The sequence below is a fragment of the Streptomyces broussonetiae genome (assembly GCF_009796285.1).
GTDB classification, from domain to species: Bacteria; Actinomycetota; Actinomycetes; order Streptomycetales; family Streptomycetaceae; genus Streptomyces; species Streptomyces broussonetiae.
On record NZ_CP047020.1, the window covers coordinates 7,624,061 to 7,640,267 of the forward strand.

Consider the following 16,207-nt stretch of genomic DNA (forward strand, 5'->3'; position numbering starts at 1 on the left):
TCCCTCGTGAAACAAAGAAGCTCGACTGTACCAATTAGTCGGTCTCGATCGGAGTTCAACGCGCTCCGGACCGGCCTGGTGGAACGGCCTGCTCCCTCGCCTTGCGGTCGACGCCTTCTATGGGGCACGCCTGCGGGGCCGAGTGCCGGGCTGTGCGCGCGACGCGCGACCGAGGAGCCGGGTCGCTGTCCCACATGGTAGGCAGAGATCCGGACCATCGCGCGGACGTCCAGCAACCGGCGAATTACAGACTGTTGCGACGCAAACCCCCGCGATAGCCTGCCCTGTGCCTTGTGCGGCACAACCGGCGACACGCGAGGGGCACCGAGGGGGATCGTGGAGCGGCGCGATGTGCATGGTCATTACGAGGAGTTGGCAGCCGAGTACGACGAGCACTGGATCTACGGTCAGCACTACGTTCCCTGGATGTCCGGCCAGATCGCCGAGTCACTGCGGCTCGCCCCCACGGACCGAATCGCCGATATCGGCTCCGGGACGGGCCTGTTCGCCAGGGAAGTGGCCAAACAGCTACAGCCTCGCCAACCTGTTCTGTGCGTCGATCCGTCCGAGGCGATGCTCAGGCAACTCGGGACGCCACCGCCAGCTGGCCTGACACCGATCGTCGCTTCTGCCGAGGACATCGCCGCAGGACGCAAACCGCTGCCGTACCAGCAGCTTGATGCGATGTGGCTGAAAGAGTCGGTGCACCACGTGGCCGATCCAGCGCACACGCTCCAGGGCCTGGCCGACCGGCTGGCGCCCGGGGGCCGGCTGCTGGTGGTGATGCTCCCGGCCAGCATCCAGTACCCGCTGTTCAAAGCGGCCCTCGCGCGCTTCGAGGAACTGCAGCCGGACCCGGCCTTGATCGAGGGGCACCTGCGTGCGGCTGGACTGAAAGCCAGCCTCAGTTACGTCGAGCATGAGCTGCGCATCGACCGCGACAAGTACCTCGGCATGGTGCGTGCCCGTTACATGTCCCTGCTCTCCACCTTCAGCGACAGCGAGATCGAGAAGGGCATCGAAGAGATGCGCATCGCTCATCCGGAGCCAGTGCTGGCGTTTCCCGACCGGTTTGCGTTCGTTCTCGGCCAGCGAAGTGGGGAGTCCGCGTGAGCACCATGGTCGATGAACGGCTGCGGCGCCTGCGGAGTGAACTCGACGACCACTCGCGGATCGCTGATCGACTGGGGCTGGATCTGGAGCGGCCGTTACGGTCCCTCAATGACGGCTATCCCGAGAACGCGGTGGCTCTGGTCGGGAAACTGACCGAGAAGCTCCTCAAGGAGCTGTGGCGTCACCACGGCGTCGAGGGCGACCCTGCGACGAAGGCGCTGAACGATCTGGTCAAGCGCTGCCGTCCGTACATTCGCAGCAGCACGGTTCTGGACGCACTGGACGACATTCGGCGGCTCCGCAACCGGTCCACGCACGACGGTTACGACATCAGCGACGAGGACGGGCTGCTGGCCGTCCGTAGGCTCGTCGACGTGCTGGTCTGGTTCACCGACACTGGCAGCGCGGCGCTCCTCGGGGGCGAGCCCGACATGGCGCCTGAAGTGGCACGCCGTTGCGAGTTCCTCGCGGGACTGTATGTCACCCTCGGATACCGGCAGGCCAAGCGGTTCGTCCTCAGCCCGGACACCGTGTACCAGCTGTTCTGCCGTGAGTCGGGGATGCGGCTGGAGTACGTGGAGCTGATGCTCTCCAGGGACGCCGACGACCTGAGTACTGTCCTTGCCTCCAGCGACGGGGAGCTGCTTCGAACTCGATTGCCCAAGCTCACGCGGTTCGTCGTGCTCGACGACGACGACGGCGGTGCGGGACCCGGCGCCCTGCACCGGATACTGGGTCTGGACTTCCGGGTCGTGCGTTACGACGGCTTCGTCGACACCATCGTCAATCTCGACACCCACCTGGCCGACCTCACCACAGCCGACAACTTGGCGGAGCCGCGGACCGCCGTTGCCGCCGCGGCGCTGACCATCGACACGCGCACCGGTGAGTCAAAGATGGAGCAGTCCGCAGACGCGGCGGAGCTGGTGACCCGACTGGCGCGTGGCAGTGCGAACGTCCTGGTCACAGGTCGTCCAGGGAGCGGCAAGAGCACGCTTCTGCGCTCACTGGCCACCAACTCGGAGACACGCCGCTTCCGCTTCTACTTCGACCTGGGCCTCAAACCGAAGGACGAACCGTTCTCCGAGTACGCGGCCCGTCTCCTCGCGCCTACGATGACGTCGGACCGCTCGCGCGCCTACGACCTCTTCCTCTACCTCATCCGTTCCGGAACCGCGCTGTGCGTGCTCGATGCCATCGATGAAGGCGTCGACGAACCAAGCCCTGCCGGATTCCTGCGGCTCTTCACCGATCTCGCGGCCGTCCTGTCCGCCGAATCGGCGGTGGTCATGAGTTCACGGGTGTCCTTTCTCGCGGACTCGCCCCAGGTACGCCAGCTGCTCGACAACGGGGCGGGGCGCTCCGAGCAACTGGTCGAGCAGATGTACGCGAACGGCCTCGACCCGTCCCGCGTGCCACACTTCCACGTCGTACGCCTGGCTGAACCCGAGGCAACCCCTCTCGAGAAGCGCCTCACCACAGCGCTGAACCTTCCCGCGGGCCAGCCGCTCGCGCACATCCTCGGTGCGCATATCACGCGGACATTGGTCGAGCGTGGGAAGCCCTATCTGGAGGGGCGGCTGCCCGCCGCGTTCGGACACGCCTTCCTCACCGACCGCACCGTGTTCTCCCTCCTCGACATACACCGACAGCTGGGAGCCGACGCCTTCAAGGACGGACGCCTCGATATCGACGCCAGTGTCCTCGCTCCGCTGCTGCGACCCGCAGGCCCAGATCACGTAGCCTTCGTGCACACGGCGTACCAGGAACTCCTGGCTGCCAGGTTCCTGGCCGAGCCGGAGAACCGGACCCTGGCAGCGGACCTTCCCAGCGGCGCCTTCCTCACCGAGCAGGTGCGCGCATTCCTCGCCGGAATGCCCAGCAACCCGGAGACTGACGACTGCGTCCTGCCCGCCGGGGCATACCTGGTCGGGCCGGCCGAACGACTACTGATCCGCCGCGTCGAGCGTCCCGTACGCTTCGACCGCCACGCCGCCACCGTCGCCCGATACCGCCGCTTCCTCGACGCCCTCAACGCTGACGGCACCTCGCACTGGGACCACCCCGACCAACCGGCCGGCGTCACCCACCGCCCCTGGACCGACCGACTCGGACGGCCCGACTACTACGAGAACCCGCGCTACGACTCCCACCCTGCTGTTTGCGTCAGCTGGTGGAGCGCACATGCCTTCGCAGCGTTCGAAGGAAAACGCCTGCCTACGTCCCTCGAGTGGGAAGCCGCCGCGCGTGGCACCGACGGACGCCTCTTCCCATGGGGCGACACGCCAGACAGCGCACGAATCAACTGCGCCGACACCTGGGTCGGCCGGCCTGTCGTGACCTATCAGGCGTGGTACCGGGACTTCGCGGGCGACGCCGTTCGGCGGGCCGGGGCGACACCCGTCGACGAACGGCCAAGCAACCGCTCCCCGTTCGGTGTCCTCGACATGGTGGGCAACTGCTGGGAATGGACATCCACCAGCCTGGACGATCCCGGCGAGGCCGTCATCTGCGGTGGCAGCTACGACAACCCCATGAGGGCGGTACAGACCAGCAGCAAGGGCGTCTACCGCAAGCGCGGCGGGAGCAATGCGGTCGGCTTCCGGTGCGTGCAGGACATCGACACGTCCGAGGCAGAGGAGACGACGGCATGAGCGCAGGCGGGCCGCGTCACGGAACCATCGTGGACAGGCGTCCGAGCGGGGGTGGGCTGAGCGGCGCGCTCGGCTCCTATGTCGTCCGGGATGACGAGGACGATCGCTACTACAGCTTCGACTACCGGCAGATCGTGACCGAGGGATTCCGGACCATCCGCACTGGCGAACGCGTCCGCTTCCATACGAGCGCCGAAAGCCCCGACCGGGCGGAGTTCGTCATTCGCCTCAACCAGCCCGACCCAGCCGAGTACTACCGGTGACCGCCTACGGAGTGCCGCCGCTCGTCAGTAACACGGGTGCGCGCCAGGAACTGACCGTCGTCCTGCCCGTGCGGCTGCTACGCGTCCCCGACTGGCCCGAAGGCCCCTTTCCCTTCGAATTGGGCAGCCGCCGCACCGACGCCCCCACTCGGTCCACCTACTTTGCTCCTGCCTCCGCCCGTGCCCTCTACGGGTCCCCCGGGCGCCCACGTCGCTGGCACCTGCCGCTGGACGCCAAGCAGGACGGGCTGCACCTGCTAGGCATGGAACTTCTCCGCGCGGCCACCGCCCGCAATCCGGAACACGCCTTTGCCGTCTTTCACTTGAGCGTGGACAGACCGCTGCTACCCGTACTGCGGACCCTGGCCGGGCGGCGGCCGAACCTCGTCGACGAGCCGCTCACGGGTCCCCTCGACCCGGCCAAGTTGCTCGCTGGCATCGCCGACGTCCGAGACCCCGACGGGCCGTTCGCTATATCCCGGCCCTACACCATCGCCTTCATGACCCCTACCGCGAGGCAGACCCCAGCCCTGCGATCGGGCCTGGAAGGGGCACTGCCAGCGAGTGCGGACCGCTGGCTGTGGGAGCTGGCATCACGCTCCACACAGGAGGACTTCCCCCTGCCTCCGGAGACCGCCGGTGAAGAGCTCAAAGACGTTGTACGGATCTCGGCGGACTGGAGTGCCCTCGTACTGCGTCAAGGAGCCGCCTTCCTCGGCCACCGGGCTGATACCGGCACGGGCGACTTCTTCGAATTCGCGGCGCTGCACTCCCGCACCGTCTACCTCGACGCCCTGCTCCTCGGCGCACTCCAGCGCGATCATATCGAGGAGCTCACCGACGAACTCTCCGAGGTATTCAACTCACCACAGCTGGCACGCCAGGTTGCCGCACTGGAGAGGAACATCGCCGTCTTCCGCAGCACCTACTGGCGACAGCACCTCACCGCACACGGCGCAGCGAACGATCTCCTGCTCGCCTTCCAGAACCAGCACCGGCTGCCGGCGCGTTTCCACGAAATCCTGGCCGAAGCAGCCGACTACAGCAGACTCGTACAGACCCAGGAAAGCCAGCAGATCAGCGGCGCCCTGGGGGTCCTCACGGTCCTCGGCCTGCCGCTCGGTACGGCTCTCAGCATTCTGCAGGTCCTCGGCGACAACTCTGTGGCACACCTCCTCATCGCGCTGACAATGTCGGTCGCCGCCACAGCCGGAGCCCTCACCACACGGTATGGGCGCCTGGTCCTGTCGTCACTACGGGGCGGGGAAGACAAGGCATAGGACGCTGCGACCTGTGGTCGCAGAGCACGTCTACGCCGTACGAACCAGGATCGTATGTGGACTCCGGTCGGCACGTGTGCTCCCGCCCATCCCACCCAAACGCGACAGCTCGGAGGCCTTGGCCTTCCTCTTCGTGCAGATCGGTCGCTCGTTTCGGTGAGTAGAACCTTCCGTCGCGCGACAGACTGCCGTGTTGAGGCTCATGCTGGCCTTGCCGCGTGACAGCGCGGCATGTTCCACCGTCGCACCTGATTTGGCCTTGGGAGACAAACGCGTGACCCATCACGTTCCCCCAGACGTCGACGAGGTAATCGAGGGTGTCGTCGACCACCTGCTGCATGTCAGTTACGACGAGCGCACGGTGCTGCGGCTGACGTCCGTGGGTGACGGTGAGGAGAGCATCACCGTGGTCGGCAAGGCACTTTTCGGGGCGAAGCCGGGAGAGAGCCTGCGCCTGTGTGGCTCGTGGAGTCATCATCCGCGCTATGGGCGGCAGTTCAAGGCCGAGAGATGCGAGCGAACGGTGCCCGCCGATGAGCGGGCGATCCGCCTCTACCTCGCCTCGGGCATGATCCGAGGCATCGGTCCCGCGCTGGCCGCGGCGATCGTGGACGCCTTCCGCGAGCAGACCTTGAATGTCATCGACACCGAACCAGAGCGGCTGCTGGAAGTCCACAACATCGGGGAGATCCGGCTCGGCCGGATCACGGCGGCCTGGCAGGAGCAGAAGGCCATCGCTGAGATTATGATGTTCCTGCAGCAACTCGGGATCACACCTGGGCTCGCGGTGAAGATCTACACCACATACGTCGACACCGACGACGACCCGATCGATATCGTCCGCCGCAACCCCTACCGACTGTGCCGGGACGTGCACGGCGTCGGCTTCGTCAATGCCGACAAGATCGCCCTCGCAGCCGGCGTCCCCAAGCACAGTGAGGAACGGCTCCAGGCCGCCCTGCTGCACGAGCTGGACCAGGCTGGCGGCCATGGCCACTGCCATCTGCCCGTCCCCGTCCTGCTCGTCCGCACCCGTCAGCTGCTGTCCGACGACGATCCAGCCACCGCGGAGATCCTCGACGACGCGGTCCTGCGCCAAGCCCTGCAAACGCTGAGTGATCAGGGAGAGATGATTACCGAGACGCTGCCGTCGAACGTACTGGATGGCACCGACGCAGTGGCGGACACGGAGATCGCCCTGCTCGCGCGCTACCACCGCGATGAGACCCAGCTCGCCTGGCACGTACGCCGTCTGCTCGGCTCCGCGCCCGCTCTGGCTGACCTCGCGGACTGGGATGAACGATTGGCCGGGCTGAGCACGGCGGAGACGGCCGGGCTGACTGATGAGCAGTATCAGGCGATCTGCATTGCACTAACCCGGCCCCTGTCCGTACTCACCGGCGGCCCGGGCTGCGGCAAGACCCACACCTTGCGCACCTTGGTGGAGGTAGCAGGCGCCGCTGGCGCGGTTGTCGCCCTGGCCGCGCCGACGGGGAAGGCCGCCAAACGCCTGGAGGACACCTGCGGGCAGGCTGCGATGACCGTACACCGCCTCATCCGGTCGCCCGAGGGCGACTCCCTCTTCGACCATGCCGGCGTGCTGGAGACCGCCGACTTGGTGGTGATCGACGAGACGTCCATGCTCGACCTAGCCCTGGCCCGCAGACTCTTCGCCGCCGTCCGCAAGGGCTGCCACCTTCTCCTGGTCGGTGACACCGATCAGCTGCCCAGTGTCGCTCCCGGCCGGGTCCTGCGTGACCTCCTCGACGTAGACGCGATCCCGCGCACCCGGCTGACCAAGGTCTTCCGCCAGCACGACGACAGCGCCGCGATCGTGATCAACGCCCACCGGATCCTGCGCGGCGACCTGCCCGAGGGCGATCCCCGGGCCTTCTGGAACCGGCCAGTCGTGGTCGCGGAAGACGTCGCCCGGCGCGTGGTGGACTTGGTCTGCGAGATCATCCCGAAGCACTTCGGGGTCCGGGCGGAGGACGTCCAGGTGCTGTGCCCGGGCAAGAAGGACGTTGCCGGCATGACAGACCTCAACCTGCGGCTCCAACAGCGCCTCAACCCACCCGCCGACTACAAGCCCCAGCACTTCCACGGCGGGTGCGTCTTCCGCCTCGGCGACCGCGTCCAGCAGATCCGCAACAACCCACGCCGCGGCGAGACGGGCGTCTTCAACGGCAGCAGCGGCACCATCACCGCCGTCGACCTCGAAGCCCACCAGCTCACGGTCACCTTTACCGACAGCGAGGCGGCCGCCTACCCGTTCACCGACCTCGACGAGCTCGTACACGCCTACGCGCTGACCGTTCACCGCTCACAGGGCAGCGAATACCCCTACGTCGTCATCCCCATGATCAAGTCGGCCGGGCCGATGCTGCTCCAGCGCAACCTGCTCTACACCGCAGTCACCCGCGCCCGCGAAGGCGTCCTACTCATCGGCCAGACCGAGGCCGTCGAGCGGGCCGTCGCCAACAACCGCACCCAGCGCCGCAACACGGCTCTGACCCACCGCATCACCCACACTGGGACCGCGGTGTCAGCACCTCGGCCCCAGACTCCGACCGGGCAACTGGCCTGGAGCTGAAGCCGCCCTGCGGGGCCCGGACCCTCCGCTCCTGTACCGCCGTCCCTACGCACCCCGGCCCCGCTCCCAGGCACAGCCGACGGTGCCGATCCCGACCGCCATCGACTTGTCCGCGCGCCCGCCTCTGCTGCCGCGCAGCTGAGCGACGCGATGAAAGACGTAATCGCCCGATGGGACGCCCTGCTGGACGGGGAACGGTACGCACAGGCTGCCGAAGTCCTCCACGAAGTCACCGGCCTGACCGTCGCCACACTGAGAGTGGAGAGTCAGGGTGTTATGGCTCCGCAAGAGGCGCGCCGCACTCCTGGTAGCACTGTCTCGGGCCGAGCCAGCAGTAGGTACCGGCCGAGCAGCTCCCGTGGGAGCCGATGCACCAGCGAGGCCAGCAGCAGTCGGTCGCTCGGAGAGAATCGCGGCCGAGTCTGCCGCAGTTGTCCTTCCAGGACGGCGATCTGGTGGCGCAGCACCACGATCTTTACGTCCATGGCTCCATCTTTCATCGGCAGCAGCCGCAGTAACGCGAACGCGCTCGTCGTACCGAGATAGGTCAGTCGGAGCAGCCCGGCAGATCATCATCCTGCACCGGTCGCCGGAAGACACGAGTTGCTCAGGGAACGGCCAGCAGCGCAGTTCGCTCACCAGCCAGACCCGCTACTACCTGGGCAGACGAGGTTTCTGGCAAGGACTAGGTCGGCTAGCCCGCCGACAACTCCCGCACCATGCAGTCGTACAGCGGGGCGTCCACCCACGGGTGGGAAGTGCCGATCTTCCGGTACCCCCATGCGAGGTAGGCGGCGCGGGCCGGGTCGGCCTCCGCCTCCGGTCGTACAGTGAGGGTGACCCGCTCCGCGTCGACGCTGTCGAGGAGATGGGCGTGCAGGCTGGCTGCGACACCACGGCGACGCCACGCCATTCGTACGGCGAGCTCGATGATCACGAAGGATCGGTGGCCGTCCTCCCGCATGTACGCGTCTGGCAGGGTGACGTCCTGGAGGTTGTGCCACCATCGGGTCTCCGTGGCGAGGAAGTACCCGTATGTGAAGCCGACGACCTCCTCTTTGTCTCGGGCGATGATCAGCCGCATGCCCGGGCGGCGGGTGTGGACCTGGTAGCGGTCGATGAACTCGGCTATGTCGCGTGGGCCCTCCAGGTAGGGCGGCTCAGCGTAGATTTCTTCGTACGCCGGAAGGAACGCGTCGAGTTGGGCGACCGCAGCCTGGCTCTCGTACCGGTCGAACCTCACATCGGTCATCAGGCGGCCCCTCGTTCGTGGACGTATTCTCGGAGTTCTTGAGTGGCGTTCCTGGCACTGACGGCATTCCGTTGATCGAGCAGGTCGACCACCTCGTTCAGCCGTCGCATGACGCGCTCGGATTCGACTTCTTCCAGGTGTCCCAGGCTTTCTACGGCGTGGGCGGCGCCCTCGTCGACGTTGCCGGCGTTGACCAGGCTGCGGGCCAGAGTGAGCCGGTAAAGGGCGCGATTGCGGCCGTAGGTGCGGTCGTGGTGATCGAGCGCAGCGCGCAGGAACTGTGCGGCGCGGTCGTGATGACCGCTGTCGTTGTAGAAAAGTCCTTGCGCGTAGTCCAGCTCGGCCGCGCCGTGGAACGCTGCCCATTCGGGGCTGGGACGGCCCCGTCCTTCGCGGTCCGCGAGACGCATGGACTCTGTCAGGCTGTGCCGAGCGGAGGAGGCATCGCCCATGAGTGAGAGTGCCCGTGCCTCGCGGGAGGCGAGTAGAGATTGGAGGACGGGCGCCCCGAAGCGGACAGCGCGCTCCTTGGCGGCATGGGCCAGGTCGTAGCCGTCCCGGGGGCGTTCCTCGTAACTGGCCTGCATGCTCAAGGAGGCCAGGACGAGGATTTCCAGGGAGGAGTCTCGCAGCATGGTCGCGGTGGTCAGTGCCTCGCCCCAGTAGCGGCGGGCATCGTCCTGTTCGTCCGCATCGTAGTGAAGCCAAGCGCAATGTTCAGCGGTCTCGCCAGCCAGGAGCTGGAGTTGCCGACCGATCGTGTCGGGGTACTTGCTGGTGTTGATGACGCGTCGGATCCGCTTTAGATGGCGGACGGCCAGTGAGCGGAGGTCTCCGCCTCCGTAGGCGTTGTCCAGGTGGTACAGGGAGCGAAGGCCTTCCCGTAGTTCGATCAGGTGGGCTGTGCCGATTGCGCCTTGTCTGCCGGATGGCGGGAGCTGGGCTACAGGGGTCGGGAGCCCGGCTGCCGTAGCTACACCGATTGTGTCGGCGAGGAACACCCGTCGGTCCACGCTGGTGCCTTTCTGCGCGAGGAGTGGTGCGCTCCCCACGGTGACACCGGCGGGGCGGTTGAGAAAGCCCAACTCGATCGGGTCTACGCCCAGCATCGCGTGGATGATGCGCCAGGCGCGGGCGCGTGGCGTAGGCGGGGGAACCTCCCGCCACCAGCGCCGGACGTGCCGTGTGGTCACAGTGGCTGGCTCGCCGAGTAGGTCCGCTGTGTCCTCGAACCGGCGGATGAACTTGCTGGGGGCGTCCAAGCCCTGGGCCGCGCAGGCCCGTTCAAACAGTGTCATCTCGTCGGCCACGCCGTACCTCCGGTGATCCACCCGTCTACCGACCGTAACGGCTACAGCGGGCGTGGAATGTCCCCTCGCTTGAAATGTCCGCCGAAAAGTCCGCCCTAACGTCCCCAGCCCCTTGGTGAATGGGAGTTGGCTCGTATTGGAAGCGCAGGGACGGAGGGAGATGCGACCGTGAACATGCAAGAGCGGCAGGGCGAGCACGTCACGACGGGCGCTGAGCGGTCTCTGGCCATCGAGCATTGGCTGCTGATGGCCGCCGAGGACTGGGGCCGAGCACGGCGGGAGTGGCGGACCGAGGGCGTGACGCTGCTGCGTTCCGGCGGTCTATTCGGCGTCGTACGGATCAACGCAGAAGTTGTACGCGCGGCAGCCGGAGCCGAGGACGTCACCGCCGTGGACCACTTCCTGGCCCAGGCTTTGCTCGGCGGCCCGGTGTTCATGGACCAGGAACTCCTTCGATACTACGCCTTGGTGGGAGCCAGCACGGGGTGTCGTCTGGAGTGGACACTGGCGCGAGATGACGCCGAGTTCATGGGCGTAGGTCACTACCTGGGCGTGCCGGCTCTGGATGCCACCACCCCGAAGGTGCGTCGCTACTGGTGCGTGGAGATGGACAGTGCTGGTGAACTCGCCCCGGGGGATGCCGTGGCCCGGCTCGTGCGCGTCGGTCGCTCCAAGATCGCGCGAGGGGACAGGCAGCTCGGTGGGTAGCGCGATGCTCCGACGCAGTCACCCCAGCGCCGGGCGCCGTGGGGTGACGGAAGAGGGCGAGCCGCAGGTAACTGCTGCGTTGCCTCGTGTCCCGGAATCGGTGTCCGATGCGCGCCGCCTGGTGCGCCACACCCTGGCGGACTGGCGGCTGTCGGTCCTGGCGGACGTTGCCGAACTCGTAGTCTCCGAGCTTAGTTCGAATGCCGTTGAGCACGCCAGACTCGACACGTTCCGGGTGACGGTGCAGCGTGGCACCGGTGACCGTGTACGCGTGGCCGTGACGGACAAGAGCACCGTCCTGCCGGTGGTGCGTCCGCTGGACGACAAGGCCGAGGGCGGCCGGGGCTTGGCTCTGGTCGACGCCGTCTCCTGCAAGTGGGGCACGGATCGACTGGGCTGGGGCAAGCGCGTGTGGGCAGATCTGGAGCCGCCTGCGCCCGACGACCTGACCTCACCTGGCAGCATCCCCACATACCCCACGGTCAGGGCGTACGCACTGTACGGGCTGATGCTGATAGTGGTCGCGCTCGGCGGCCTGATCGCTCTGGCCGTCGCTTTCGACACGCGGTGAGTGCGGACTGGGTCATCGGCGCGTGCTGGCGCTGCGACGACACCGACGTGCCGGTCGTGTGGGTCGGCCCCGCTACATCGTGCGGTCAGCATGCTCCGGTCTACCTGTGCGAGGACTGCCTGATCGCGCTCGAACGGCGCATCCTTACCCACTTCCTGGAAGACCAGCCCGGGCCACCGCTGGCCACCACCATTGCCCCCGCCCACACTGTCCCGCCTATGAGGTTCCCTATGGAGCACCTTCCGACCGGCTGGCCGCCCGTACAGCGCGTGTCCATCGAACTGGGGCTGTTCGGCCTGCGCGCGCAGGCCGACGGCCGCACCGGCCGGGAGGCTTGGCGCATCATCAGTGAACGCCACCCCCGCGTGGCACTGGCAGCCGCGGGAACGTCGGCGCTGATGTTCGCCTGTCTCGTCGTGATTGCGGTGCGCTTGGCGGCCTGACCGACCCAGACACCTGTCTCCGGCCGGTCGTGGCGGCACAGTTGTCTCCCCACCGCCCGACCGCCGCACCCATCGCAGCCTCGCGACCGGAACAGGCCACACATCCCGGCTGCGCCTTCCGGGGGCAGCGATGGCAGCACGGGACGAGGCGGGTCCCGACCCGACCTGTCTGGGCCTATCTTCCCCAGGCTTTAAACGCCAGCCACGTGCTGGCTCCATGACCCGCGCCCCCGGCCGCGGGCTGCCTCGGACGACCCACCGACCCCTCTCTCCTCGCAACCCCGTCGGGGAGGGGGCCTGCTCTCCGACTGGAGCGCGGGCCCGCACGGATAGACGCAGCCATAGGAGGCGTCCGTGACCATGAACACCGTTGCCGCTTCGTCCCATCGCCTGGCGCAGCCCAGCGTCGCGGACGTCTTCGTGCATGAGGCCGCGCGGATCCACCGGGCCGCCGCCGCGATATGGCCCAGCGAGCCTGTATGCCTGGAGCGGCACATCCCCAGCGTCACTGGCTACGTGCATCGCGCCCGCGTCGGCGAGCGCAGGCTGTACGCGAAGACGTCGCTGCTCGGTGTCTCCTTGGTGTCGCTGCTGCGCGGTGTGCGTGGTCCCTGGCACGAAGTGCTGCGAGCGCAGCGAGCGTACGGGGAACGGCCGGACGGGCTGATCCAGCGCGAGGCCGCACAGTTGCGGCTTCTAGCCGAGCTGGGCGGCCCGAGGGTTTGCCGGCTGGTGGGGTTGAGCAGTGGCGTGATCTTTACGGAACCAGTGCCTGGCCCGACGTTGGGGGAGCTGCTTGTGGAACAGCCGGGCGACACCGTCGTCCTGCTGGACCGTATCTTCGCCGAGCTGCGACCGCTGCACCGAGCAGGTGCTGCCCGCCGACTTGCGACCTCCGGCGTGATCGAGGAACGCAGCATCGCCAGCACGTTCCTCCGCAAGTTCAACGGCTTGTCCGGGACGCTCTACGCGGACCGGCTCGGTTCGGAGCGATGCGAGTCGGAGCAGCGACAGGAGGTTGTGAGGCTGGTGCACCGTGCGGTGAGTCGTCTGGGGCGGCTGCGCATGCGCCTGCCTTCAGCTGGTGGTACGTCCCTCGCCTACGGGGACCTCAAGCCCGATCACGTGGTGTTCCCCGGTGGTGCCGATGGGCGCCCCGTGTTTCTCGACCCGGGGCTGCTGCGCGCGAGCCGCACGGTGGACATCGCGAAGCTGGTCAGCCGTACGGTGCTGGCCCTCGCCGCCTGGCGGCCGGGAGCACCGGTCGCGGGCCGAGTGCTTCAGGGGCTGGACGCCTTCGTGGAATCTCAGGTCCCGATGCTGTCCGGCAGGGAACGGCACCTCTGGCTGCGCAACCTGCTGGTGCTGTGGCTGATGGACACGGTGAACATCCTGACCACGTACCTGTCCGCGCCGGTGGCGCTGCCTCTGCCTCCCGTCGGAGCGGCGCTGGTCGATCGCGCTGTGCCGGTCTTCTCGATGGTGGAGTCGGCAAGCGCGGACCTGGAGACGGAATCAGCACTACGCGACACGTGGAATCGCGCTTTGGACGGTGCCCAGGCGGTGGCGTCATGACACCACAGGGCGTATGCGTCGGCATGGTCGGTGCAGGGGCGGTCGGCCAAGCCGTCGGCACGGCGCTGATGTCCACCGGACTCTGCGGACGGCTCCTCATCGCCTCCCGTACGGTCGAACAGGCCGCCGCGCTGGTGGCCGACCTGGACGACATGAGGACCGTCATGGGTTCGACTGTCGTCGCCTACGCCGTCGAGGTACCCCGGTTGTGGGACTGCGACGCGGTGGTGATCGCCGCTCGGGCCCAGTTCACCAACACCCGCAGCAGTGAGGTCCGTATGGGCGGTGCCCAGGTGAACGCGGCTGTGGTCGCGGGCCGGCGCGCAAGTTGAGCCACTACCCGGGCACGGTCCTGATGGTCACCAATCCGGTGGATCTGATGACGCGGCTGTTCGCCGAGCAGTCCGGGTGCCCTCGCGTCTTCGGGATCGGCTCCAACCTCGACACAGCCCGCTACCGGCACACCCTCGCCCGGCTCATATGCGTGCCGGTGGATGCTGTCCGCGGCCATGTCATCGGCGAGCACGGCGACAACGCCGTGGTGTGTGCATCCTCCACCACGGTCCACGGCAGGCCCGTCATTGTGCCGGTCGAGCGGATCCGGGAGGAGATCACGCTGCGGCCGGGCCGGATCAGTGCGGGTATCGGCCGTACCCGGTCCGGGCCTGCCGGTGCCGTGGTGTCTGCGCTGCGCCTGGCCCTCGGTCTCGACGACGGACTGACCGAGCTGTCGACGCTGTACCGGGGCGGCTGCCTCGGTGTCCCGCTCCGGTTCTTCGCCGGCCTGCCGCAGCCATGCATGCCGTCACTGGACGAGGCCGAGCAGCGGCAGCTGCTCCTCGCCCGCGACAAACTCCGCACCGCCTACCAGGCCGTGCGCGAGGTCCTGTCCCATCCCTCTGTGTCAGTGAGGAACCCATGACCAGCTACGCCACCCGCCTGCAGGCCGCCGAAGCAGGTGTGACTGTCCTGTCCGCCGACAAAGACGTCACTGATTGGTCCACCCGCTACTTCGGGCCGTGGTGGAATGCGGCCGACGCGAAGCCCGAGAGTGTCTGCGCAGGGCCGCTTGTCATCGCCGTGGTGGACGAAGACGCGTACGGGGAGACATCTCTGGCAGTGACGCAGGCCCCGCATACGAGCACCACCTACGCCAAGGCTCAGACCCTGGTGGCCCGCAACGACGCCTCGGGTGTCATCAGGGCTGCATCCCCCGGGGAGTTGCTGGCCTACCGGTCCGAGCCCGCCTCGGGGAAGCTGACGGTCTACGGCTGCGACACCCAGACGGTGGCCACGGCCACCGCCCGCCTGGCCCGGGAAATGGTGCGGGGCGTGCTGCTGCGGGCTGGCTGGGCCGTGCTGCACGCCTATGCGGTCGTCCAGGACGGCCGCGTGGCACTGACGTTCGGCAAGAAGGGCGCCGGCAAGACCACCACCGCCCTGGCGCTCGCGGCACGACACAGGTGGGGGCTGCTGGCCAACGACCGCGTGTTCGTCCGTCCCAACGACCGGGACGCAGTGGACGTCCTTGCGTGGCCGTCGGCCGCCGCCATCGGCCTCGGCCTGCTCGACGCCCTCGACTGGTTCGAGACCGTGCGGGAACGGCTGCACGGCGGCGAGAGCCTTCATCCCACCCAGGACCCGCGCGTGACGCAAGCGCTCCTCGCGGGTTCCCGGACGCCACTGTGGGAGAACGGAAAAGAGCTCAAGGTTCAGGTCTTCCCGGACCAGTTCGGCCGCTGGTTCAGCGTTCCGCTTGCCACCGGCGGCGAGGCGGCGGCTCTCCTCTTCCCACACGTACTGGCAGGAGCGACTCCCACCGAGAAGGGAGCCGCTCGAGGCCTGGACGAAAGCGACTTCATGAACGGGACGACCGAAGACCGCTACCCCGACATCCTCGACCTGACCATGGTCGACAGCGGAGGCAGTGAGGAGTCCCGGCACGAGGTCGCACACCGGCTGGCGGCACTGCCGCACCACACCATGGCTCTCGGGCACGACGTCACCGCCAACGCGGACTTCCTGGCCAAGCTCCTCGACCTGCAGACGTTCTGAACCCACCCCGCGCTCGCCACGCTGTCCCGGTCATGGACAAAGGCCGGGACAGCGCTGATCACGGCCATCTGTCACCAAAAGACGGGCTCTCCTGGACATGCTGTGGAGAGGCATGCTGCCCGGGCTTACTCATGAATTTCGGGTAGTAAGCCGGGGGTACTCATGGGATTTCCGGGCCCACGGAATTGGGGCGTGGCCAAAGTACTCGAAAGACCTGGTCAGAGGGGCCTTCCGCTCTTCGGAAGCCCACGGTGTGGTGGTCGCGACACAGACGCGATCACTGGGAGGTTCTTGCCGTGGCGCCGATTCTATTCACCGCTGTGCTGCTACTGCCGTTTGTGACGGCGGCCGGCCCGTTCGCAGTGCGAGAGGCACGCAACTGCGCACGCC

General features: G+C 67.5%; 14 protein-coding genes. 12 read left to right on the plus strand and 2 right to left on the minus strand.

From position 1 onward, the window contains the following. Window positions 1–336: 336 nt before the first annotated feature. The 5 genes from GQF42_RS34995 (at window position 337) to recD2 (ending at window position 7,903) form a co-directional block, all read left to right on the plus strand. Window positions 337–1,113, plus strand: coding sequence for a class I SAM-dependent methyltransferase (locus tag GQF42_RS34995; protein ID WP_158926664.1), 777 nt, complete (start codon window positions 337–339; stop codon window positions 1,111–1,113). Between the two features lie 5 nt (window positions 1,114–1,118). Beyond that, entirely contained in the window at window positions 1,119–3,767 is a 2,649-nt protein-coding gene (locus GQF42_RS35000; RefSeq protein ID WP_233273821.1) for an SUMF1/EgtB/PvdO family nonheme iron enzyme, read from the plus strand. Further along, window positions 3,764–4,030 carry a hypothetical protein gene (locus GQF42_RS35005; RefSeq protein ID WP_158926668.1) on the plus strand — a complete coding sequence of 89 codons (267 nt, stop codon included), beginning with the start codon at window positions 3,764–3,766 and terminating at the stop codon, window positions 4,028–4,030. The genes GQF42_RS35000 and GQF42_RS35005 overlap by 4 nt, the downstream gene beginning before the upstream one ends. After that, window positions 4,027–5,310: a ZIP family transporter gene (locus GQF42_RS35010; protein ID WP_158926670.1), complete on the plus strand. Its 1,284-nt coding sequence runs from the start codon at window positions 4,027–4,029 to the stop codon at window positions 5,308–5,310. The genes GQF42_RS35005 and GQF42_RS35010 overlap by 4 nt, the downstream gene beginning before the upstream one ends. A gap of 274 nt (window positions 5,311–5,584) precedes the next feature. Then, window positions 5,585–7,903, plus strand: a complete 2,319-nt coding sequence (recD2, locus tag GQF42_RS35015; RefSeq protein ID WP_158926672.1) for an SF1B family DNA helicase RecD2 — start codon at window positions 5,585–5,587, stop codon at window positions 7,901–7,903. A gap of 694 nt (window positions 7,904–8,597) precedes the next feature. Here the strand turns inward: recD2 and GQF42_RS35020 are convergent. Together GQF42_RS35020 and GQF42_RS35025 are read right to left on the minus strand one after the other, a co-directional pair. After that, entirely contained in the window at window positions 8,598–9,155 is a 558-nt protein-coding gene (locus GQF42_RS35020; RefSeq protein WP_199272903.1) for a GNAT family N-acetyltransferase, read from the minus strand. Further along, window positions 9,155–10,465, minus strand: coding sequence for a hypothetical protein (locus GQF42_RS35025; protein ID WP_233273565.1), 1,311 nt, complete (start codon window positions 10,463–10,465; stop codon window positions 9,155–9,157). The genes GQF42_RS35020 and GQF42_RS35025 overlap by 1 nt, the downstream gene beginning before the upstream one ends. Before the next feature lie 168 nt (window positions 10,466–10,633). On the opposite strand from GQF42_RS35025, the gene GQF42_RS35030 reads away from it, so the two are divergent. The 7 genes from GQF42_RS35030 (at window position 10,634) to GQF42_RS35055 (ending at window position 15,817) form a co-directional block, all read left to right on the plus strand. Continuing rightward, the gene (locus GQF42_RS35030; protein WP_158926674.1) at window positions 10,634–11,173 is read left to right on the plus strand and encodes a hypothetical protein; all 540 of its coding nucleotides are present in this window, start codon (window positions 10,634–10,636) and stop codon (window positions 11,171–11,173) included. A 43-nt stretch (window positions 11,174–11,216) separates the two neighbouring features. After that, complete coding sequence (locus tag GQF42_RS35035; protein WP_233273566.1) at window positions 11,217–11,744, plus strand: ATP-binding protein; 528 nt, start codon at window positions 11,217–11,219, stop codon at window positions 11,742–11,744. Continuing rightward, window positions 11,741–12,187: a hypothetical protein gene (locus tag GQF42_RS35040; protein WP_158926678.1), complete on the plus strand. Its 447-nt coding sequence runs from the start codon at window positions 11,741–11,743 to the stop codon at window positions 12,185–12,187. Before GQF42_RS35035 ends, GQF42_RS35040 begins: the two co-directional genes overlap by 4 nt. Window positions 12,188–12,547: 360 nt before the next feature. Beyond that, window positions 12,548–13,762 carry a phosphotransferase gene (locus tag GQF42_RS35045; protein WP_158930934.1) on the plus strand — a complete coding sequence of 405 codons (1,215 nt, stop codon included), beginning with the start codon at window positions 12,548–12,550 and terminating at the stop codon, window positions 13,760–13,762. After that, window positions 13,759–14,094 carry a lactate/malate family dehydrogenase gene (locus GQF42_RS46245; RefSeq protein ID WP_233273567.1) on the plus strand — a complete coding sequence of 112 codons (336 nt, stop codon included), beginning with the start codon at window positions 13,759–13,761 and terminating at the stop codon, window positions 14,092–14,094. Before GQF42_RS35045 ends, GQF42_RS46245 begins: the two co-directional genes overlap by 4 nt. After that, the gene (locus tag GQF42_RS46250; protein ID WP_233273568.1) at window positions 14,091–14,684 is read left to right on the plus strand and encodes a Rossmann-fold NAD(P)-binding domain-containing protein; all 594 of its coding nucleotides are present in this window, start codon (window positions 14,091–14,093) and stop codon (window positions 14,682–14,684) included. The genes GQF42_RS46245 and GQF42_RS46250 overlap by 4 nt, the downstream gene beginning before the upstream one ends. Beyond that, window positions 14,681–15,817, plus strand: coding sequence for a phosphoenolpyruvate carboxykinase (ATP) (locus tag GQF42_RS35055; protein ID WP_158926680.1), 1,137 nt, complete (start codon window positions 14,681–14,683; stop codon window positions 15,815–15,817). Before GQF42_RS46250 ends, GQF42_RS35055 begins: the two co-directional genes overlap by 4 nt. Window positions 15,818–16,207: the final 390 nt, after the last annotated feature.